2 protein-coding genes are annotated in these 22,832 nt (G+C 77.0%); both read left to right on the forward strand.

The features are described 5' to 3' along the window. The first annotated feature begins 38 nt into the window (after nt 1-38). On the forward strand, nt 39-7,610 hold the full coding sequence (locus PUR56_RS06880) for a type I polyketide synthase (protein WP_329948255.1): 7,572 nt from the start codon (nt 39-41) through the stop codon (nt 7,608-7,610). Between the two features lie 288 nt (nt 7,611-7,898). After that, the coding region (locus tag PUR56_RS06885; RefSeq protein ID WP_443034448.1) for an SDR family NAD(P)-dependent oxidoreductase at nt 7,899-22,832 on the forward strand (14,934 nt) is incomplete at its 3' end.

Here is a 22,832-nt window from a genome sequence, read left to right on the forward strand (position 1 = left end):
AGGCGGTGGTCGCGGGTCTGGTCGGGGTGCGGGGTGCGGTGCCGCGTGTTCCGTGGTTCTCGACGGTGACGGGGGAGCGGGTCACGGAGCCGGTGGACGCGGCCTACTGGTGGTCCAACCTGCGCGACCAGGTCCGCTTCGGGCCGGTCGTGGAGAAGCTGGCGGGGGAGGGCTTCCGGCTGTTCGCGGAGGTGTCGGGGCACCCGGTGCTCACCGTGGCGCTGGAGCAGTGCGCTCCGGACGCGGGGGTGTGGGGGACGCTGCGCCGGGGCGAGGACGGCCCGGCCGGGCGGATCCGCGCGCTCGGCGAGGCGTGGGTCCGCGGCGCCGAGGTCGACTGGCGGGCCTGGCCCACCGACGGCCGCCGCCTGCCCGACCTGCCGACCTACCCCTTCCAGCGGCAGCACTACTGGCTCGCCTCCGAGCCCGGCACGGGCGACCTCGCCGGGGCCGGCCTGGACGGCACCGGCCACCCGCTGCTCGCGGCGGCCGTCCGGCTGCCCGACTCCGACACCGTCGTCTTCACCGGGCACCTCTCCCGGCGCACCCAGCCCTGGCTCGTCGACCACGACGTGCTCGGCACCGTCCTGGTCCCCGGCGCGGCACTGGTCGAACTGGTCCTCGCGGCCGGAGAGTTCACCGACGCCCCGGTCGTCGAGGAGCTCCTGCTCCAGGCCCCGCTGGCGCTGCCCGAGGCCGGCGGGGCGGACCTGCGCGTCACCGTCGCCGCGACCGGGCGGGAGGGCGGGGGACGCACGGTCACCGTCCACTCCCGCCCCGACGGGGAACACCCCTGGACGACCCACGCCACCGGCACCCTCCGCCCGGCCGGCTCGGCACCGGTACCGCCGCCGGCCGACCCGCCGGCCGACCTGCCGTGGCCGCCGCGCGACGCCGAGCCGGTCGACGCCGAGACCCTCTACGCCGCGCTGGCGGACACCGGCCTGGTCTACGGTCCCGTGTTCCGGGGCCTGCGCCAGGTGTGGCGCCGTGACGGCGAGATCCTCGCCGAGGTCGCCCTCGGCACCGGGGGCGACGCCGACCCCGGCGGCTTCGGGCTCCACCCGGCGCTGTTCGACGCCTGCCTGCACGCGCTGGCCGCCGGTGGTCTGGTGCCCGGTGAGGACGGCGCGGCCCGGCTGCCGTTCGCCTTCAACGGCGTCCGCCTGCACGCCGTCGGTGCCCGCTCCCTGCGGGTCCGGCTCACCGCGGGCGAGGGAGCCGAGACGGTCCGGCTGCACGCCGCCGACGAGGCGGGGCTCCCCGTCCTCGACGTCGACGCGCTCGCGGTCCGGCCGGTCACGGCCGACCGGACCGGCGCCGCACCCGACGCCCCGCTCTACACGCTGGACTGGACGGACGCCGGCGTGCCGGCGGGCGCGGCGGGCGCGCTGCCCACGATCACGCTCGGCGACGCGCTCCCCGCTGACCCCGGCGAGGTCCTGGTGCTGGACTGCACCGCGACCGCCCCCGCCCCGGGCGCCGACCCCGCGACCACCGCCGACCCGGGCGCCGCCCCGGACGCCGACGCGGTGCGCAGCCGCACCGGACAGCTGCTGGAGACCCTCCAGCGGTTCCTCGGCGACGAACGCCGGTCCGACACCCACCTGGTCGTGCACACCGACGGCGCGATCGCCGCGGACCCCGGGGACGCCGTGCCCGGACTGCTCTCGGCGGCCGTCTGGGGGCTGGTCCGCTCCGCACAGAACGAGCACCCCGGCCGCCTCACCGTCGTCGACGCCCCGACCGCGGACCGGATCCCGGACGTGCTCGCCGCCGGACACCCCCAGGCGGCGGTGCGCGGCGACCGGATCGTGGTGCCCCGGATCGTCCGGCACGCCGGACCGGACGGCGAACTCCCCGACCTGACCGCCGGCACGGTGGTGGTCACCGGTGCCACCGGCACGCTCGGCCGCCTGATCGCCCGTCACCTGGTCGCCGCCCACGGGGTCCGCGACCTGCTGCTGCTGTCCCGCTCCGGCGGCGGCCTCGACCTCGACGGTGCGCAGGTGCGCGCGGTCGCCTGCGACGTCACCGACCGGGCGGCCGTCGAGGCCGCGCTGAGCGGCGTGCCGGTCACCGCCGTCGTCCACACCGCCGGGGTGCTCGACGACGGGCTGCTGGCCGACCTCACCCCCGACCGCCTGGACGCCGTCCTGCGTCCCAAGACGGATGCCGTCCGCAACCTGCACGAGGCCACGGCCGGCCGGCCGCTCGCCGCGTTCGTGCTGTTCTCCTCGGCCGCCGGCGTCCTCGGCAACGCCGGGCAGGCCAACTACGCCGCCGCCAACACGTTCACCGACGCGTTCGCGGCCTTCCGGCGGGCCCGGGGCCTGCCGGCGACCTCGCTGGCCTGGGGCCTGTGGGACACCGACGAGGGCATGGCCGGCAACCTCACCGACGCCGACCGGCGCCGGCTGCGGCGCGGCGGCATCCTGCCGCTGGAGGTCGGGCAGGGCCTGGCGCTGTTCGACGCGGCCCTGCGCGCCGACACCGCGCTGGCCGTGCCGGTCGCGCTGAGCCTGCCCGCGCTGCGGACCACCGCCGAGGGCGGGCTGCTCCCGCCCGTCCTGTCCGGGCTGGTCCGGACCGGCCCGCGCCGGGCCGCCACCGCCGACGGCCCGGGCACGTTCGCCCGGCGGCTCGCCGGCCTGCCCGAGGCGGAGCGCGAGCAGACCGCCACCGAACTGGTCCGCGGCACGATCGCCGCCGTCCTGGGGTTCGCCGCGGGCAGCGCGATCGACGGCAACCGGGCGCTGCGCGAGCTGGGCTTCGACTCGCTGACCGCGGTCGAGCTGCGCAACCGCCTGCAGCCCGCCACCGGCCTGACGCTGCCGGCGACGCTCGCGTTCGACTACCCCAACGCCCGCGCCATCGCCCGCTACCTGCTCGACCGGGCGCTCGGTTCCGACCGGACGGCGGACGCGGCGCCGGAGCGGACCGGCCCGGTGCGCACCGACGAGCCGATCGCCGTCATCGGCATGGCCTGCCGCTTCCCCGGCGGGGTGCGCACCCCCGAGGACCTCTGGCAGCTGCTGCGCGACGGCGGCGACGCGATCTCCGGCTTCCCCACCGACCGCGGCTGGGACTTCGGCGGCTACCACTTCACCCGGCAGGGCGGCTTCCTGCACGACGCCGGCGAGTTCGACGCCGGCCTGTTCGGCATCTCCCCGCGCGAGGCCCTCGCGATGGACCCGCAGCAGCGGCTGCTGCTGGAGACCTCGTGGGAGGCGTTCGAACGTGCCGGCCTCGACCCGACCGGGCTGCGCGGCTCCCGGACCGGTGTCTTCACCGGCCTGATGTACCACGACTACGGCACCGGCCTGTCGACGCTGCCCGAGGGCGTCGAGGGCTACCGCGCGACCGGTGTCTCCGGCAGCGTGGCGTCCGGCCGCGTCTCCTACGTCTTCGGTCTGGAGGGCCCGGCGCTCACCGTCGACACCGCCTGCTCCTCCTCGCTGGTCGCGCTGCACCTGGCCGCGGAGTCCCTGCGCCGGGGCGAGTGCGAACTCGCGCTGGCCGGCGGCGTCTCGGTGATGGCGAACCCCAGCACCTTCGTCGAGGTCGCCCGGCAGGGCGGTTCGGCCGCCGACGGCCGGTGCAAGCCGTTCTCCGCCGCCGCCGACGGGGCCACCTGGTCGGAGGGGGCGGGCGTGCTGCTGGTCGCGCGCCTCTCCGACGCCCTGCGCCTGGGCCACCCCGTGCTGGCGGTCGTCCGGGGCACGGCGGTCAACCAGGACGGCGCCTCGAACGGCCTGACCGCGCCCAACGGCCCCTCCCAGCAGCGGGTCATCCGGGCCGCGCTGGCCAACGCCGGTCTGACGCCGCAGGACGTCGACGCGGTCGAGGCGCACGGCACCGGCACCCGGCTGGGCGACCCGATCGAGGCCCAGGCCCTGCTGGCCACGTACGGCCAGGACCGCGACGGCGACGCGCCGCTCTGGCTCGGCTCGGTGAAGTCCAACCTCGGCCACACCCAGGCCGCCGCCGGCGTCGCCGGACTGATCAAGATGATCCTCTCGCTCGACCACGGGCTGCTGCCCCGCAGCCTGCACATCGACGCCCCCTCCCCGCACATCGACTGGGAGTCCGGCGCCGTCGCGCTGCTGGACGCCGAGCGGTCCTGGCCCGAGACCGGCCGGCCGCGCCGCGCCGCCGTCTCCTCCTTCGGCATCAGCGGCACCAACGCCCACGTCGTGCTGGAGCAGGCGCCGTCCGTGCCGCCCGCGCCGGAGAACCCGGAGCTGCCGGTCGTCCCGCTGCTGCTCTCCGGCCGCGACCGGGGCGTGCCGGCCGCGCAGGCCCGTCGACTGGCCGCGTTCCTGCGCGAGCGGCCCGGCCTGCCGCTGACCGACGTCGCGCACACCCTCGCCGGCCGGGCCCGGCTGGAGCACCGCGCCGTCGCGCTGGACGGACCCGCGCTGGCCGCGCTGGCCGACGGGCGGCCCGCGGCCGGCGTCGTCGCCGGAGTGGCCGGGCCCCCCGGCGGCGTGGTCCTCGTCTTCCCCGGCCAGGGCGGCCAGTGGGAGGGCATGGCCGCGGGGCTGCTGGAGAGCTCCCCGGCCTTCGCCACCCGCCTGCGCGAGTGCGACGCCGCCCTCGGCGCCTACCTGGACTGGTCGGTGGAGGCGGTGCTCCGCCAGGAGCCGGGGACCCCGCCGCTCGGCCGGCTCGACGTCGTCCAGCCGGTGCTGTTCTCCGTGATGGTCTCGCTGGCGGCCTGGTGGGACGCGCACGGCGTCACCCCGGCGGCGGTCGTCGGGCACTCCCAGGGCGAGATCGCGGCGGCCTGCGTCGCCGGTGCGCTCACCCTCGCCGACGCGGCCAGGATCGTCGCGCTGCGCAGCCGGGAACTGATGGCGATCGCCGGCGCCGGCGCCATGCTCTCGGTTGCCGCGGCCGAGGCCGACGTGGCCGCCCGGATCGCCGAGTACGAGGACGGCCGGGGGCGGATCCGGCTGGAGATCGCCGCGGTGAACGGACCGGCCTCGGTGATCGTGGCCGGCGAGTCCGACGCGGTCGACGAGCTGGCCGCCCGCTACGAGGCGGAGGGCGTGCGGGCACGCCGGGTCAAGTCCAGTGCCGCCGGCCACTCCGTCCAGGTCGAGGTCCTCCGTGACCGCGTGCTGGAGGGGCTCGCCCCGGTGCGCATCGGCGCCGGCCGGGTGCCCTGGTACTCGACCGTCCGGGCCGAGCCCATGACGCCCGAGGACGGCGCCGACTACTGGTACGACAACCTGCGGCAGCCGGTCCGGTTCGCCGCGACCGTGGGGCGCCTGCTCGCCGACGGCTACCGGCACTTCGTCGAGGTCAGCCCGCACCCGGTGCTCACCGCCAGCATCCAGGACGTCGCCGGTCCGGGCGAGGCGGCCGTGGCCGGCACGCTCCGCCGTGACGAGGACGGTCCCGGCCGCCAGGTCCGGACCCTCGCCGAGGCGTGGGTGGCCGGCGTGCCGGTCGACTGGGCCGCGCTGCTCGCCGGAGGCCGCCGGGCGCCCGGGGTCCCCACCTACGCCTTCCAGCACCAGCGCTACTGGCTGGCCGACGAGCCCGGCGTGGCCGCCGACGACCCGGACGACGAGTTCTGGAACGCGGTCGAGACGGCGGACGCGGCGCTGCTCGGCAAGACCCTGGGCGTCGATCCCGGCGCCCTCACGCCCGTGCTGCCCGCGCTCGCCGGCTGGCGCCGCGGTCGCCAGGAGCGCTCGCAGCTGGACGCCTGGCGGTTCCGGATCGCGTTCAGGTCCCTGCCGGAGCCGGAGCCGGGCCGGCTGTCGGGCACCTGGCTGGTCCTCCACCCGGCCGACGTCGACCCCGGCGAGGTGACGGACCTGCTGGCCGCCGCCGGCGCCGAGGTCGAGCACAGCACGGCCGTCGACCGGGCGACCCTGGCCGCCGGGCCCTACCGGGGCGTCGTGTCGCTGCTGGCGCTCGGCGACGACGAGCGGGGGCTCCTCGACACGCTCGCGCTGTTCCGGGAGATCGGCGGCGTGGACACCGCGCTGTGGATCCTCACCCGGGGCGCGGTCGCCGCCGTCCCCGGCGACCCGGCGCCCCGGCTCGCCCCCGCGCAGGTCTGGGCGCTGGCCCGCACCTTCGCCCTGGAGCACCCGGAGGCCTGGGGCGGCGTGCTCGACCTGCCCGCCACGCTGGACGCCCGCTCCGCGGGCCGGACGGCGGCCGTCCTCGCCGGCCTCGACGACGAGGACCAGGTGGCCGTCCGCACCGGCGGTGTGCTGGCCCGCCGGCTGCTGCCCGCGCCGGCCGACCCGGCCGCACCGCTGTGGGAGCCGCGCGGCACCGTGCTGATCACCGGGGGCACCGGCGCGCTCGGCGCGCACGTGGCCCGGTGGGCCGCCGGGTCCGGCGCCGACCACGTCGTGCTCACCAGCCGCCGGGGCGAGGCCGCCCCCGGCGCCGTGGACCTGCGCGAGGAGCTGACCGCGCTCGGCGCGCGGGTGACCGTCGCCGCCTGCGACACCGCCGACCGGACGCAGGTCGCCGAGCTGCTGGCCGGTCTGCCCGGGCCGGTCACCGCCCTGGTCCACGCCGCCGGCACGCTCTGCCCCGGCCTGCTCGCCGACGCGACCGCGGCCGAGCTGGCGGAGGTGAGCTCCGGCAAGGTCGAGGGCGCGGTCCACCTGCTCGACCTGCTCGACCCGGCGCACCTGGAGCAGGCGGTGCTGTTCTCGTCCAACTCGGGCGTCTGGGGCAGCGCCCGCCAGGGCACCTACGGCGCGGCCAACGCCGCCCTCGACGTGCTGGCCGAGCAGGCCCGCGAGCGTGGCCTGCCGGTCACCTCGGTGGCCTGGGGGCTGTGGGACGGCGGCGGGATGGCCGAGGCGACCGGCGGCGAGGAGTACATGCGCCGGCGCGGCTTCCGGGGCATGTCCCCCGAGGCCGCGATCACCGCGATGCGGCAGGCCGCCGGGGCGGGGGAGACCTTCCTCGCGGTCGCCGACGTCGACTGGTCGGTCTTCGCCCCGGCCTTCGGCTTCGCGAGGTCCCGCCCGCTGATCGCCGACCTGCCGGACGTCCGGGCCCTGCGGGCGACCGCCGAGGCCGCCCCGCCGGCCGACGCCGGTGCGGCGCTGCGCGAGCAGCTGGCCGCCGCACCCCCGCACGAGCACGAGCAGATCGCGCTCGACCTGGTGCGCGGGCACGCCGCCGCCGTCCTCGGGCACGACGGCCCGGACGCGGTCGAGGCCCGCCGCCCGTTCAAGGAGTTCGGGTTCGACTCGCTGACCGCGGTCGATCTGCGCAACCGGCTGACCGCCGCCACCGGCCTGTCCCTGCCGGCGACGCTGGTCTTCGACCGGCCGACCCCGGCGGCGGTGGCCGGACTGCTCCTGGAGGGCCTGGTGACGGGCGGCGGCGCGACCCCGGAGAGCGTGCTGGCCACCATCGACCAGCTGACCGAGGCGCTGACGGCCACCGCGGACGACACCGCGCTGCGCCTGCGGGTCGCCATGCGGCTGCGCGGTCTGCTCGCGGGCCTCGACGAGGACGCCGGCCCGGCGGAGGAGGGCACGGAGTCGGTGAGTGACCGGCTGGAGGCGGCCAGCGCCGACGAGGTCTTCCGGTTCATCGACGAGCTCGGCGTGTCGTAGCGCGGGCGTGCGGCGGGGCCTCCGGACGGGAAACCGGGGGACGCCGCCGGACGTGTCGCGGGCCGCGCCCCCCGGAACTCCGGGGGCGCGGCCCGCGCGCGTCCGGGGTCGGGCCCGCACCCCGGTCCCAGGGCACCCCGGTCCCGGCAGGGGAGGGGTAGGGGTAGGCCGCCGCCCGGGAGGCGGCCTACGTTCGGCCCAGGCTGGCAGGAGTGCGGACACGCGCTTCGGCGGTCCCCCGCATCGCTTCCCCGCGCTCCGCGCGAACCGAACTTGGTGAGGCCTGAGTTGGTGGCTCAAGAGAAGCTCCTCGACTATCTCAAGCGGGTCACGGCGGATCTGCACCAGACCCGTGAGCGGCTCCACAAGGCTGAGTCCGCCGATCGGGAGCCGATCGCGATCGTGGCCATGAGCTGCCGCTACCCGGCCGGCGTCCGCAGCCCCGACGACCTGTGGCGGCTGGTGAACGCCGGCGCCGACGCCATCGGCCGCCCGCCCGCGGACCGCGGCTGGGACCTCGACGACGCCTACGACGAGGGCTCCGGGACCACCGACGGGCGGTCCTCCGAGGGCGGCTTCCTGGACGGCGCCGGCGAGTTCGACGCGGCGTTCTTCGACATCAGCCCGCGCGAGGCGCTGTCGATGGACCCGCAGCAGCGGCAGGTGCTCGAAGCGTCCTGGGAGGCCCTGGAGCGGGCGGGGGTGGACCCGACCACGCTGCGCGGCAGTCGTACCGGCGTGTTCATCGGCTCCAACACGCAGGACTACGTCCGGCTCATCGGCGGCAGCGTGCAGGCGGCCGAGGGCTTCCTGATCACCGGCACCACCGCGGCCGTCCTCTCCGGCCGGGTGTCCTACACGCTCGGCCTCGAAGGCCCCGCCGTCACGATCGACACCGCCTGCTCCTCGTCGCTGGTCGCCATCCACCTCGCCGCGCAGGCCCTGCGCGCCGACGAGTGCACGATGGCGCTGGCCGGCGGCGTGACCGTGATGGCCACCCCGGGCGCGTTCACCGAGTTCGGCCGCCAGCGCGGTCTGGCCGCCGACGGCCGCTGCAAGGCGTTCTCCGCCGAGGCCGACGGCATCGGGCTCTCCGAGGGCGTCGGCCTGCTGCTGCTGGAGCGGCTCTCCCGGGCCCGGCGGCTCGGCCACCCCGTCGTCGGCGTCATCCGGGGCAGCGCCGTCAACCAGGACGGCGCCAGCAACGGCATCGCCGCTCCCAACGGCCCCTCCCAGCAGCGCGTCATCCGGCAGGCGCTGGCCAACGCCGGGCTCTCGGTCGACGACGTCGACCTGATCGAGGCGCACGGCACCGGCACCCGGTTGGGCGACCCGATCGAGGCCCAGGCCGTGCTCGCCACCTACGGGCAGGACCGCACCGCCGGCCGCCCGGCCCGGCTGGGCTCGGTCAAGTCGAACATCGGCCACACCCAGGCCGCCGCGGGCGTCGCCGGTGTGATGAAGGCCGTGCTGGCGATGCGGCACGAGACCATGCCGAAGTCGCTGCACCTGGACGAGCCCAGCCCGCACGTCGACTGGGCGGCCGGTGACGTCGAACTGCTCACCGAGGCCCTCCCCTGGCCCCGCCGGGACACCCCCCGCCGGGCCGGTGTCTCCTCGTTCGGGGTCAGCGGCACCAACGTCCACATGATCATCGAGGAGCCGCCCGCGCCGACCGAGGCCGGGACCGACGCGGACGACGCGGACGGGGCCGGCTGCTCCGCGGCCGCGGAGCAGCCGGCCCCGGCCGGGCCGGCCCCGCTGCTGCCGGCCCCCGTGGTGCTGTCCGCCCGGGACGCCGACGCCCTGCGCGCGCAGGCCCGGCAGCTCTACACCTTCGTCGAGGACCGGCCCCGGGTGCGGATCGCCGACCTGGGCCACGCCCTGGCGACCGGCCGCGCCGCGCTGGAGCACCGCGCCGTGCTGCTCGCCGACGACCGGGAGTCGCTCCTGAGCGGCCTCGCCGCCCTCGCCGTCGGCGAGCCCGGCTCCGGCCTGGTCACCGGCGAGCCGGCCGAGGGCAAGCTCGCCTTCCTCTTCACCGGCCAGGGCGCCCAGCGGACCGCCATGGGCCGCCGGCTCGCCGAGCGGTTCCCCCGGTACGCGGAGGCGTTCGACACCGTCGCCGCCGCCCTCGACCGCCACCTCGTCCGGCAGCCCGGGGACCTCCCGCTGCGGGACGTCCTCGACAGCGACCTCCTGCACCGGACCGGCTACGCCCAGCCGGCGCTGTTCGCCGTCGAGGTCGCCCTGCTGGAGACCGTCCGCGGCCTCGGCCTGGAGCCCGAGATCGTCGCCGGCCACTCGGTCGGCGAGATCGCCGCCGCCCACGCCGCCGGCGTGCTCTCCCTGGACGACGCCGCCGCCCTGGTCGTCGCCCGCGGCCGGCTGATGCAGGCGCTGCCGTCCGGCGGCGCCATGCTCGCCGTCCGCGCCACCGAGGACGCCGTCCGGGCGGCCGGCCCCGACGACCTCGACATCGCCGCCGTCAACGGTCCGTCCGCCGTCGTGCTCTCCGGCCCCGAGGCCGCGGTCGACCGGTTCGCCGAGAAGGCCCGCGCCGCCGGCTGGAAGACCAGCAGGCTCAACACCAGCCACGCGTTCCACTCCCGGCTCATGGAGCCGATGCTCGCCGAGTTCGGCGCGGTGGTCCGCGGCCTCGACTTCGCCGAACCCACCCTCGCGGCGGTGTCCGCCGTGACCGGCCGCCCGGTCGCCGTCGGCCAGTGGAGCGACCCGCAGTACTGGGTCGACCAGGTGCGCAGCCCCGTCCGCTTCGCCGACGCCGTCCACGCGCTGGACGCCCTGGGCGCCGGCCGCTACCTGGAACTCGGCCCCGACACCGTGCTGGCCGCGATGGCCGCGGAGACGCTGCCGGACGCCGGGGCGTGCGTCGCCGCGCTGCACCGGGACCGCGACGAGGTCACCGCGTTCCTCACCGCCCTGGCCAGGATCCACGCCGCGGGCTCCGCCGTGACCTGGTCGGCCCTGCACCCCGTGCGCCCCGCCGAGCCGCTCGACCTGCCCACCTACCCGTTCCGGCAGGAGCTGTACTGGCCCTCACCGGCCGACCTGGTCACCGTCGACGCCGCCGGACTGGGGCTGACCGCGACCGGACACCCGCTGCTCGGCGCGGTGCTGACCCTCGCCGACGGCGACGGCAGCGTCTTCACCGGGCGGATCGCCGTCCAGACCCACCCCTGGCTCGCCGACCACGCCGTGCTCGGCACCGCCGTCCTGCCCGGCACCGCGATGGTCGAACTGGCGCTGCGGGCCGGCGAACAGGTCGACACGCCGGTGCTGGAGGAGCTCACCGTCCAGGCCGCGCTCACCGTCCCCGCGTCCGGGGGCGTCGCGCTGCAGGTCGTCACCGGCGCCGCCGACGAGAGCGGCCGGCGCACCGTCGGCGTCCACTCCCGCCGCGAGGACGCGCTGCCCGACGAGCCGTGGACGCCGCACGCCACCGGGTACCTCGCCCCCGCCGGCCCGCAGACCCCGCCGGACGACCTGGACGTCTGGCCGCCGGCCGGCGCCACCCGCCTGCCGGTCGACGGCTTCTACGAACGGCTGTCCGGCGCCGGCTTCGGCTACGGGCCGGCGTTCCAGGGCCTGACCGCCGCCTGGCGGCTCGGCGACGACGTCTACGCCGAGGTGACCCTGCCGGAGTCCGAGACCGGCCAGGCCGCCCGCTTCCAGCTCCACCCCGCCCTGCTGGACGCCGCGATGCACGGCGCGGCCCTCGCCGGGGCCGGCGCCGACGGCTCGGCCCGGATGGCGTTCGCCTTCACCGACCTCGCCGTGCACGCCGTCGGCGCCACCGCGCTGCGCGTCCGGCTCACCCCGTCCGGCACCGACCGGGTCGCGCTCCTCGCCGCGGACGGCACCGGCGCCCCCGTCGTGACCATCGGCTCGATGGTCATGCGGCCGGTCGCCGCCGGCCCGCTCGCGGTCGGGCCGCGCCAGGCACCCCGCTCGCTGTTCGGCGTCGACTGGGTCGAACGCCGGCTGGAGGAGACCCCGGCCCCGACCGGCTGGGCCACCCTCGGAGCCGTCCGGGACACCGGCCTGCCGCTGGCCGGCCCGGACGCCCCGGCCGACCCGCCGGCCGTCCTGCTGCTGGACTGCCCGCCCGGGCACGCCGACCACGACGACCCGGCCGGTCCGGCCGCCCGCGTCCGCACCGCCACCCGGCGGGTGCTGGCCGCGCTCCAGGAGTGGATCGGCGACGAGCGGTACGCCGGGACCACGCTGGTCGTCACCACCACCGGCGCCGTCGCCGGCGGCCCCGGCGAGGAGCCCACCGACCTCGCGCACGCCGCCGTCTGGGGCCTGGTCCGCTCCGCCCAGTCCGAGTACCCGGCCAGGATCGTCCTGGCCGACGTCGACGGCAGCGCGGCGTCCTGGGCCGCCCTTCCCGCCCTGGTCGCCGCCGGTGACGTCCCGCAGGCCCTGGTCCGGGGCGGCGCCGTCGCCGCGCCCCGGCTGGCCCGCATCCTGCCCGACCCGGCGATGACCCCGCCCGACGCGCCCGCCTGGCGGCTGGAGAAGGCCGCCGGCGGCGACACCCTGGACCAGCTGCGGCTGGTCGCCTGCCCCGCGCCCGAGAGTCCGCTGGAGCCGGGCATGGTGCGGGTCGCCGTCCGCGCCGCCGGCCTGAACTTCCGCGACGTGCTGATCGCCCTCGGCGTCCACCCCAGCGACAACCCGCTCGACCTCGGCAGCGAGGGCGCCGGCGTCGTCCTGGAGGTCGGCCCGGACGGGCCGGACCTCGCCCCGGGCGACCGGGTCATGGGCGCGTTCGCCGGGGGCTTCGGCCCGGTCGCGGTCACCGACGGGCGGCTCCTGGCCCGGATCCCGTCCGACTGGACGTTCGCCGAGGCCGCCGCCGTGCCGATGGCCTACCTCACCGCCTACTACGCGCTGGTCGACCTGGCCGACGTGCAACCCGGCGAGACCGTGCTGGTGCACGCCGGCGCCGGTGGCGTCGGCACCGCCGCGATCCAGATCGCCCGGCACCTCGGCGCCCGGGTCCTGGCCACCGCGAGCCCCGCCAAGTGGGACGCCCTGCGCGCCCTCGGCCTGCCCGACGAGGACATCGCCTCCTCCCGCACCACCGCGTTCGCCGCGGAGTTCGCCCGCGCCACCGGCGGCCGGGGCGCCGACGTCGTGCTCAACTCCCTGGCCAACGAGCTCATCGACGCGTCCCTGACCCTGCTGCCGGCCGGCGGCCGGTTCCTGGAGATGGGCAAGACCGACCTGCGCGACCCGGCCCGCCTCGCCGCCGACCACCCCGGCGTCCGCTACCGGCCGTTCGACCTCTTCGAGGCCGGCCCGGACCGGATCGGCGCGATGCTCACCGAGATCCTCGCGCTGTTCGACGCCGGCGAGCTGCGGCTGCCCCCGGTGCGCGCGTGGGACGTCCGGCAGGCCCGCGACGCGTTCCGCTTCGTCAGCCAGGCCAAGCACATCGGCAAGAACGTCCTGGTGATGCCCCGCCAGGCCCGCGAGAGCGGGACCACGGTCGTCACCGGCGCCACCGGCACGCTCGGCCGGCTGCTCGTCCGCCACCTCGTGCACACCCGGGGCGTCCGCGACCTGCTGCTGCTCAGCCGCAGCGGCACCGACGCGCCCGGCGCCGCCGACCTGTGGTCCGAGCTGACCGACGCCGGCGCGAGGGTCCGGCTGGTCCGCTGCGACGTCGCCGACCGCACCGACCTCGACCGGGTGCTCGACGGCGTGGACGTCCGTGCCGTCGTGCACGTCGCGGGCGTCCTGGACGACACCGTGCTCACCGCACTGACCCCCGACCGGCTCGACGCGGTGCTCCGCGCCAAGGTCGACGCGGTGGTCAACCTGCACGAGGCCACCGCCGGCGCCGACCTCGACGCGTTCGTCCTGTACTCCTCGGTCGCCGGCCTGTTCGGCACCCCGGGACAGGGCAACTACGCCGCCGCCAACGCGTTCCTCGACGCCTTCGCCGCCGCCCGCCGCAGCCGCGGCCTGCCCGGCACCTCGCTCGCCTGGGGCGCCTGGGACACCGACGCCGGCATGGCCCAGAACCTGTCGGAGGTCGACCGCCGGCGGCTCAGCCGCGGCGGCATCGCACCGCTGGCGGTCCCCGAGGCCCTCGGCCTGTTCGACACCGCCCTCGACTCCGAGCATCCGCTGCTGGTGCCGATCCGGATCGACCACACCGTGCTGCGCGCCCGCCAGGGCGACGCCGGCCTGCCCCCGCTGCTGCGCGGCATGGTCCGCGAGAACGTCCGGCGCGCCGCCACCGGCGCCACCGCCGCCTCCCTGCTCCAGCGCCTCGCCGAGCTGGCCCCCGCCGACCAGGACCGGCTGCTCCTCGACCTGGTCCGCACCCAGGTCGCCGCGGTGCTCGGCCACGGCTCCGGTGACGCCGTCCCGGCCGGCCGGGCCTTCAGCGAGCTGGGCTTCGACTCGCTGACCGCCGTCGAGCTGCGCAACCGGCTCAACGCCGCCACCGCGCTGCGCCTGCCGGCGACGCTCACCTTCGACTACCCGACCCCGCAGGCGCTGGTCGCCTTCCTGCGCGGCGAACTGGTCGGCGCGCTGGCCGAGCAGGCCGTCCCGGCCACTGCCGTCACGTCCCGGCCCACCGGGACCGACCTCGACGACCCCGTCGTCATCGTCGGCCTGGGCTGCCGCCTCCCCGGCGGGGCGGACACCCCCGAGGCGTTCTGGCGGCTGCTCGCCGACAGCCGGGACGGCGTCTCCGGCTTCCCCGACGACCGCGGCTGGGACCTCGACTCGCTCTACCACCCCGACCCGGACCACCCCGGCACCTCCTACGTCGACGAGGGCGGGTTCCTCGCCGGGGCCGGCCGGTTCGACGCCGGGTTCTTCGGCATCAGCCCGCGCGAGGCCGTCACCATGGACCCGCAGCAGCGACTGATGCTGGAGACCTCCTGGGAGGCGCTGGAGCGCGCCGGCATCGACCCGACCGCGCTGCGCGGCAGCCGGACCGGCGTGTTCGCCGGCGTCCTCTACAGCGACTACGGCACGCTGCTGCGCCAGGCCAGCGCCGGAGCCGAGGGCTACGCCGGGGCGGCCAGCGCCGGCAGCCTGGTCTCCGGCCGGGTCTCCTACACCTTCGGGTTCGAGGGCCCGGCGATCACCGTCGACACCGCCTGCTCCTCCTCCCTGGTCGCCCTGCACCTCGCCGCCCAGGCGCTGCGCTCCGGCGAGTGCGACCTCGCGTTGGCCGGTGGCGTCACCGTCATGGCGACCCCGGGCGCCTTCGTCGAGTTCAGCCGGCAGCGCGGCCTCGCCGCCGACGGCCGGTGCAAGGCCTTCGCCGCCGCCGGTGACGGCACCGGCTGGGGCGAGGGCGCGGGCGTCGTCCTGCTCGAACGGCTCTCCGACGCCCGCCGGGCCGGCCACCCGGTGCTCGCCGTGCTCCGCGGCAGCGCCGTCAACCAGGACGGTGCCAGCAACGGCATCACCGCGCCCAACGGCCCCTCCCAGCAGCGTGTCATCCGCCAGGCCCTCGCCACCGCCGGGCTGACCCCCGCCGGGGTCGACGCGGTCGAGGCCCACGGCACCGGCACCTCCCTCGGCGACCCGATCGAGGCCCAGGCCCTGCTGGCCACCTACGGCCAGGACCGGACCGGGGGCGTGCCGCTCTGGCTCGGCTCGGTCAAGTCGAACATCGGGCACACCCAGGCCGCGGCCGGCGTCGCCGGCGTCATCAAGATGGTGCTGGCCATGCACTACGGCGTGCTGCCCCGCACGCTGCACGTCGACCGGCCCTCCCCCCAGGTCGACTGGGCGGCCGGAGCGGTGGAGCTGCTCGCCGAGGGCCGTCCCTGGCCGCGCGCCGCGCACCCGCGCCGGGCCGGGGTCTCCTCGTTCGGCATCAGCGGCACCAACGCCCACATCATCCTCGAGGAGGCCCCCGACGCCCAGGCGGAGGAGCCGCAGGCCGGCCGCCCGCTGCCCGTCGTGCCGCTGGTGCTCTCCGGGCACGACGCCGCCGGCCTGGCGGGCCAGGCCGCCCGGATGCTGGACTTCCTCGACACGCGCCCCACCGCGCGGCTGCTGGACGTCGGCCACTCGCTGGCCGGCCGGGCGGCGCTGCCGCACCGGGCGGTGGTGCTGGCACGCACCGGCGACCAGACCGTGACGGAGCTGCTCGACCTCGCCGACGGCGTGCGGAGCGGAGGCGTCGCCGCCGAGGGCCGGCTGGCGGTGGTGTTCACCGGTCAGGGGTCGCAACGGGTCGGGATGGGTCGCGGGTTGTACGACACCTTCCCGGTGTTCGCGACCGCCTATGACGAGGCGTGCGAGGCGCTGGGGCTGAGGCTGCACGGGCTGGACGCGGAGTCGCTGGACCGGACGGGTTCGGCGCAGCCGGCGATCTTCGCGGTGGAGGTGGCGCTGCTGGCGCTGGTCCGTTCGTGGGGTGTGACGCCGGACGTCGTGGCCGGTCACTCGGTGGGTGAGATCACGGCCGCGTACGCCGCCGGGGTCCTGACCCTGGCGGACGCGGCGAAGCTGGTGGCGGCGCGGGGCCGGTTGATGCAGGCGCTGCCCGCGGGCGGCGCGATGCTGGCGGTCGGGGCGTCGGAGGCGGAGGTGTGCGGGGCGTTCCCGGACATCGACCTCGCGGCGGTCAACGGCCCGGCCGCGGTGGTCGTGTCGGGCGCCGAGGACGAGATCGTGCGAATCGCGGATCTTGCCTCGGAGCGGGGCTGGAAGACGTCGCGGCTGCGGACCAGTCACGCGTTCCACTCCCGGCTGATGGAGCCGATGCTCGACGAGTTCGCGGAGGTCGTCCGGAGCCTGCGGTTCGGTGCACCCCGCCTGGCCGCGGTCTCCACCGTCACGGGAGCCGCAGTCTCCGAGGGGGAGTGGTCGGACCCGGAGTACTGGGTCGACCAGGTCCGCCGCCCGGTCCGCTTCGCCGACGCCGTCACCGCCCTCGACGCCGACCGGGTCCTCGAACTCGGACCCGACGGCGTCCTCACCGCACTCGTACAGGACACCCGCCCCGAGCTGACCGCCGTCGCGGCCCTGCGCCGCGACCGCGAGGAGTCCGAGACGCTGCTCACCGCGCTCGGGCGGCTGTTCACGGCCGGCGTCGCGGTGGACTGGGCGGCGGTCTTCGCCGGCACCGGCGCGACCCGGCTCGAACTGCCCACCTACGCCTTCCAGCACGTCACCTACTGGCCCCGCCCGCGCCGCGGGCTGCACGTGACCGACCCGGCCGGCCTCGGCCTGGTCGGCACCGGCCACGCCCTGCTCGGCGCGGCGGTGGAACTGCCCGACTCGCCGACCACCGTGCTCACCGGCCGGCTCTCGGTGGCCACCCACCCCTGGCTGGCCGACCACGTCGTGCTCGACCGGGTCGTGGTGCCCGGTACCGCGCTGGTCGAGATGGCGCTGGCCGCCGGCGACCGGGCGGGCGCCCCGGCGCTGGAGGAACTGGTCCTGCAGACCCCGCTGACCCTGACGGCGGGCGGCGGCGTCCAGGTGCGCGTCACGGTCGCGGCCGGTGCGGACGACGGACGGCACCAGGTCACGCTGCACGCCCGTGCCGACGAGACCGAGCCGTGGACCGTCCACGCGACCGGTTCGCTCACCGCCCAGGGCGAGGAGCCGGCCGACCCCGGACTGGTCGTCTGGCCGCCGGCCGGAGCCGAGCCGGTACCGGTCGAGGACTTCTACCCGGCGCTGGCCGCCACCGGAATGGCCTACGGGCCCGCCTTCCGGGGCCTGCGCAAGGTCTGGCGGCACCGCACGGAGGTGCTGGCCGAGGTCGGCACCGAGGAGGCGGTCGCCGGATACGCGCTGCACCCGGCGCTCTTCGACGCCGCCCTGCACGCCGTCGGAGCCGGCGGGCTGCTGCCCGAGCACGGCGTCCGCCTGCCCTTCGAGTTCGCGGGCGTGCGGATCTCCGGCGAGGCCGGAACGGTCCTGCGGGTGCGGCTCACCCCCGGGACGCGCCCCGACAGCGTGCGGGTGGCACTGGCCGACGAGTCCGGCCTGCCGGTCGCCGAGGTCGAGCAGCTGACGCTCCGGCCGGTCTCCGGGGTCCAGCTCTCGGCCGCCGACCGGCTCCTCTACGGCGTGGAGTGGGTGCCGGAGGAGACCGAGGTGTCCGCGGAGCCCCGTGTCACGATCCCGCTCGGCGCCGCGCTGCCCGCCCCCGCCCCGGTGGTGACGGTCGACGCGACCGCGCCCGGCGCGGCGGGCGAGCGCGCAGCCGCCCTGCTCACCCTGCTGCAGACCTGGTTCGCCGACCCGGCCCGGGCCGACTCCCGGCTCGTCGTGCGGACGTCGGGCGCGGTCGGCGAGGAGATCACCGACGCCGACGGCGCCGCGCTGTGGGGTCTGGTGCGGTCGGCGCAGGCCGAACACCCGGACCGCATCCACCTGGTGGACGCGGCGGAGGAGCTGTTCGTCCCGCTGCCGGAGGCCCTGGTCCGTGACGGCGTCGTCCGCGTGCCGCGCCTGGCCCGGATCCGGGCGTCGGGCACGGCGGACCTCGGCGACGGCCTCGTGGTCGTCACCGGTGCCACCGGCACCCTCGGGCGACTGCTCGTCCGGCACCTGCTGCAGACGCACGGCGTCCGTGACCTGCTGCTGCTCTCCCGGTCCGGCGGGGCCGCCGACCCCGACCTCGACCTCGACGGCGTGACCGTACGGTCGGCCGCGTGCGACCTGGCCGACGCCGACGCCGTCGCCGAGGTCCTGCGGGACGAGCCGGTCACCGCGGTGATCCACGCCGCCGGCGTGCTCGACGACGCGCTCCTCGCCGACCTCACCCCGGAGCGGCTGCGGACGGTGTTCCGCGCCAAGGTGGACGCCGCCGCCAACCTGCGCGCCGCCACGGCCGACCGGCCCCTGACGGCGTTCGTGCTGTACTCCTCGGCGGCCGGCCTGTTCGGCGGTCCCGGCCAGGCCAACTACGCCGCCGCCAACGCCTTCCTGGACGCCTACGCCGCCGAACTGCGGTCGCAGGGCGTCCCGGCCACCTCGCTGGCCTGGGGCCTGTGGGACGCCGGGATGGGCAGCGGGCTCAGCGACGCCGAACGGGCGAGGGCCCGGCAGGGCGGCATCGTGCCGCTCGGTGCCGAGCAGGGCCTCGCCGCGTTCGACGCCGCGCTGGCCGCCGACCGCGCGGCCGTCGTGCCGCTCGGGCTCGACCTGGCCGCGCTGCGGACCCGGCCCTGGGTGCCGCCGCTGCTGCGCGGGCTGGTGCCGGCGCCGGGACGGCCCGCGGCGGCCACGGCGGGCGGCGGGTTCGCCGCCCGCCTGGCCGGGCTGGCGGAGGCCGAACGCGAGCGGGTCGGCCTCGACCTGGTCCGCACACACGTGGCTGCGGTCCTCGGCCACGCCGACGGGTCGGCGGTCGCCGCGGACCTGCCGTTCAGCGAGCTGGGCTTCGACTCGCTGACCGCCGTCGAACTGCGCAACCGGCTCAACGCGGTGACCGGACTGCGGCTCTCCTCCACGCTGGTCTTCGACTACCCGAACGTCGTCGCACTCGCCGCGTACCTGGCCGACGAACTCGCCGGGGCGGTCGCGGCGGCGGCCCCGGTGGTGACCGCCGCGGTCGCCTCGGACGAGCCGATCGCGATCGTGGGGATGGCGTGCCGTTACCCCGGGGGTGTCGCGTCGCCGGAGGACCTGTGGGAGCTGGTGGCGTCCGGGCGGGACGGGATCGGGTTCTTCCCCGAGGACCGTGGCTGGGACGTGGAGAACCTGTACCACCCGGACCCGGACCACCCGGGTACCTCGTACACGCGGGAGGGTGGATTCCTCTACAGCGCGGGGGACTTCGACCCGGAGGTGTTCGGGATCTCGCCGCGTGAGGCGCTGGCGATGGACCCGCAGCACCGGCTGCTGCTGGAGACGTCGTGGGAGGCGTTCGAGCGGGCGGGGATCGACCCGCTGGGCCTGCGCGGTTCGCGGACCGGGGTGTTCGCGGGCGTGATGTACAACGACTACTCGATGGTGCTGGGGGCTTCGGACGACAGTGCCGAGGGCTTCATGGGCACCGGCGGGAGCATCGCGTCGGGCCGGGTGTCGTACACCTTCGGTCTGGAGGGTCCGGCGGTCACGGTCGACACGGCGTGCTCGTCCTCGCTGGTGGCCCTGCACCTGGCGGTGCAGGCGCTGCGCAGCGGGGAGTGTGACGCGGCGCTGGCCGGCGGCGTGACCGTCATGGGTACCCCGAACACCTTCGTCGGGTTCTCGCGGCAGCGCGGTCTCGCGGCCGACGGCCGGTGCAAGTCCTTCGCGGACGGCGCCGACGGCACCGGCTGGGGCGAGGGTGTCGGCATGCTGCTCGTGGAGCGGCTGGCCGATGCCGAGCGCCTGGGCCACCCGGTCCTGGCGGTGGTGCGGGGCAGTGCGGTGAACCAGGACGGTGCGTCCAACGGTCTGACCGCGCCGAACGGTCCGTCGCAGCAGCGGGTGATCCGCCAGGCGCTGGCCAACGCACGGCTCGACGCCGGCGACGTCGACGTGGTGGAGGCCCACGGGACGGGCACGCCGCTGGGGGACCCGATCGAGGCCCAGGCCCTCCTGGCGACGTACGGGCGCGACCGCTCCGGCGAGCCGCTGTGGCTGGGGTCGGTGAAGTCGAACCTCGGTCACACGCAGGCGGCGGCCGGTGTCGCGGGCATCATCAAGATGGTGCAGTCGATGCGGCACGGCGTGCTGCCCGGCACGCTGCACGTGGATGAGCCGTCCTCGCAGGTGGACTGGTCCGCCGGTGCGGTGGAGTTGCTGACCGAGGCCCGCGACTGGCCCGCGACCGGCCGGCCGCGCCGGGCCGGGGTGTCCTCGTTCGGCATCAGCGGCACCAACGCCCACGTCATCCTCGAAGGCGTGCCGCTCACCGAACCGGCCACCGGGTCGGACGAGTTGCCGCTGCGTGCACGGCCGGCGGCCCCCGTCGTCCTCACCGCCGCCGACGAGGCCGGGCTGCGTGCCCAGGCCGAACAGCTCTACGGACTGGACGCACCGGTCACGGGCCTGGCCCGGGCGCTGACCCGGCGCGCGGCGCTGCGGCACCGCGCGGTCGTCGTGGCCGCCGACCAGGCTGCACTGGACGCGGGCCTGGCGGCGGTGGCCGCCGGATCCCACCCGCTGACCGGGGTCGCCGGGCACGGCCGACTGGCGGTGGTGTTTACCGGCCAGGGGTCCCAGCGGGTCGGTATGGGCCGGGAGTTGTGCGAGGCGTTCCCGGTGTTCGCCGCGTCCTTCGACGAGGTGTGCGCCGCGCTCGGCCTCCCGCTGCACGAGGTCCTGGAGGACCGGGAGCGGCTGGACCTGACCGGCTGGGCGCAGCCGGCGATCTTCGCGGTCGAGGTGGCGCTGCTCGCGCTCGTGCGCTCGTGGGGTGTGACGCCGGATGTCGTGGCGGGTCACTCGGTGGGTGAGATCACGGCCGCGTACGCCGCCGGGGTCCTCACGCTGAAGGATGCGGCGAAGCTGGTGGCGGCGCGGGGCCGGCTGATGCAGGCGCTGCCGGCCGGCGGCGCGATGCTGGCGGTCGGGGCGTCGGAGGGCGAGGTGCGGGAGGCGTTCCCGGACATCGACCTCGCGGCGGTCAACGGCCCGGCCGCGGTGGTCGTCTCCGGTGCCGAGGACGACATCGTGGCGATCGCCGAGCTGGTGACCGAGCGGGGCTGGAAGACCAACCGCCTGCGGACCAGTCACGCGTTCCACTCCCGGCTGATGGAGCCGATGCTGGCGGAGTTCCGCACGGTCGTGGAGACGATCGGCCTCGTCGACCCGGCGGTCCCCGCCGTCTCGACCGTGACCGGCGCCCCGGTGGCGCCCGGTCAGTGGTCGGACCCCGAGTACTGGGTCGACCAGGTCCGCCGCCCGGTCCGCTTCGCCGACGCGGCCGTGGCCCTGGGCGCGGACCGGATCCTGGAACTCGGCCCGGACAGCGTGCTCGCCGTCCTGGCGGGCGTGCTCTGCCCGGACGCCGTGGCGGTGGCCGGACTGCGCAGGGACCGGGACGAGCCCGCCGTGCTGCTGACGGCGCTGGCCGAGCTGTACGTACGGGGCCAGCGGGTCGACTGGCCCGCCGTGTTCGACGGCACCGGCGCCCCCCGGGTCGAGCTGCCCACCTACCCCTTCCAGCGCCGGCGCTACTGGCCCCGGCCGCGGACCGGCGCGAGCCGCGACGCGATCGGCCTCGGGCTGGCCGAGACCGGCCACCCGCTGCTCGGAGCGGCCGTCGAGGCCCCCGATGCGGCGACGACGCTGCTCACCGGCCTGCTGTCGTTGCGCACCCACCCGTGGCTGGCCGACCACGTCGTGCAGGGCAGCCCGCTGGTACCGGGGACCGCGCTGGCCGAGATGGCCCGCGCAGCCGGCGAGCGAGCCGGTGCCCCGGTCGTGGAGGAACTGCTGCTGCAGGCTCCGCTGCCGCTGCCCGAGCGCGGTGGTGTCCAGCTCCGCGCCACCGTCGCCGCGCCCGACGCCGACGGCCGGTGCGCGCTGTCGGTGCACGCCCGCGCCGAGGACGACGACCCCTGGACGACGCACGCCACCGGAGTGCTGGCCGCCGCGGACGAGCGGTCGCCCGCCGAGGTGGACCTGGTCTCCTGGCCGCCGACCGGCGCCGACCCGCTGGACCTCTCCGGTTTCTACCCGGAGACAGCGGCCGGCGGGCTCGCCTACGGCCCCGCGTTCCAGGGCCTCAAGGGCGTCTGGAAGCGCGGTGAGGAGGTGTTCGCCGAGGTCGAGCTCGATCACGCGACCGCCGGGTACGCGCTGCACCCGGCACTGTTCGACGCGGTCCTGCACGCGATCGCCGCCGGCGGCCTGTTCACCGACGGCGACGTCCGGCTCCCGTTCGCCGTCACCGGCTTCCGGTCCTTCGGGCCGGCCGGTACGCGGCTTCGGGCGCACCTGACCCTGGCCGGAGGCGCCGACACCGTACGGCTGCTGCTCGCCGACGCGTCCGGCACACCGGTCGCCGAGGTCGACGGCCTGGTGCTGCGCCCGGTCTCGTCCGTCCGCCCGGGAGCGGCTGCGGCCGAGCGGCTGCTCTACGCGGTGGAGTGGGCCTCGCAGGAGGTGGCGGGTGAGGTGCCGGGTGCGGTGATCCGTCTCGGTGACGCGCTGCCGGTGCCGGTGCCGGTGCTGTTGGTGGATGCGACGGCGGCGGGTGCGGCCCGGGACCGGGCTGCCGCGTTGCTGGTGCTGCTCCAGTCGTGGCTGGCCGAC

The sequence above is a fragment of the Streptomyces sp. BE303 genome, assembly GCF_036290945.1.
Classification (GTDB): domain Bacteria; phylum Actinomycetota; class Actinomycetes; order Streptomycetales; family Streptomycetaceae; genus Kitasatospora.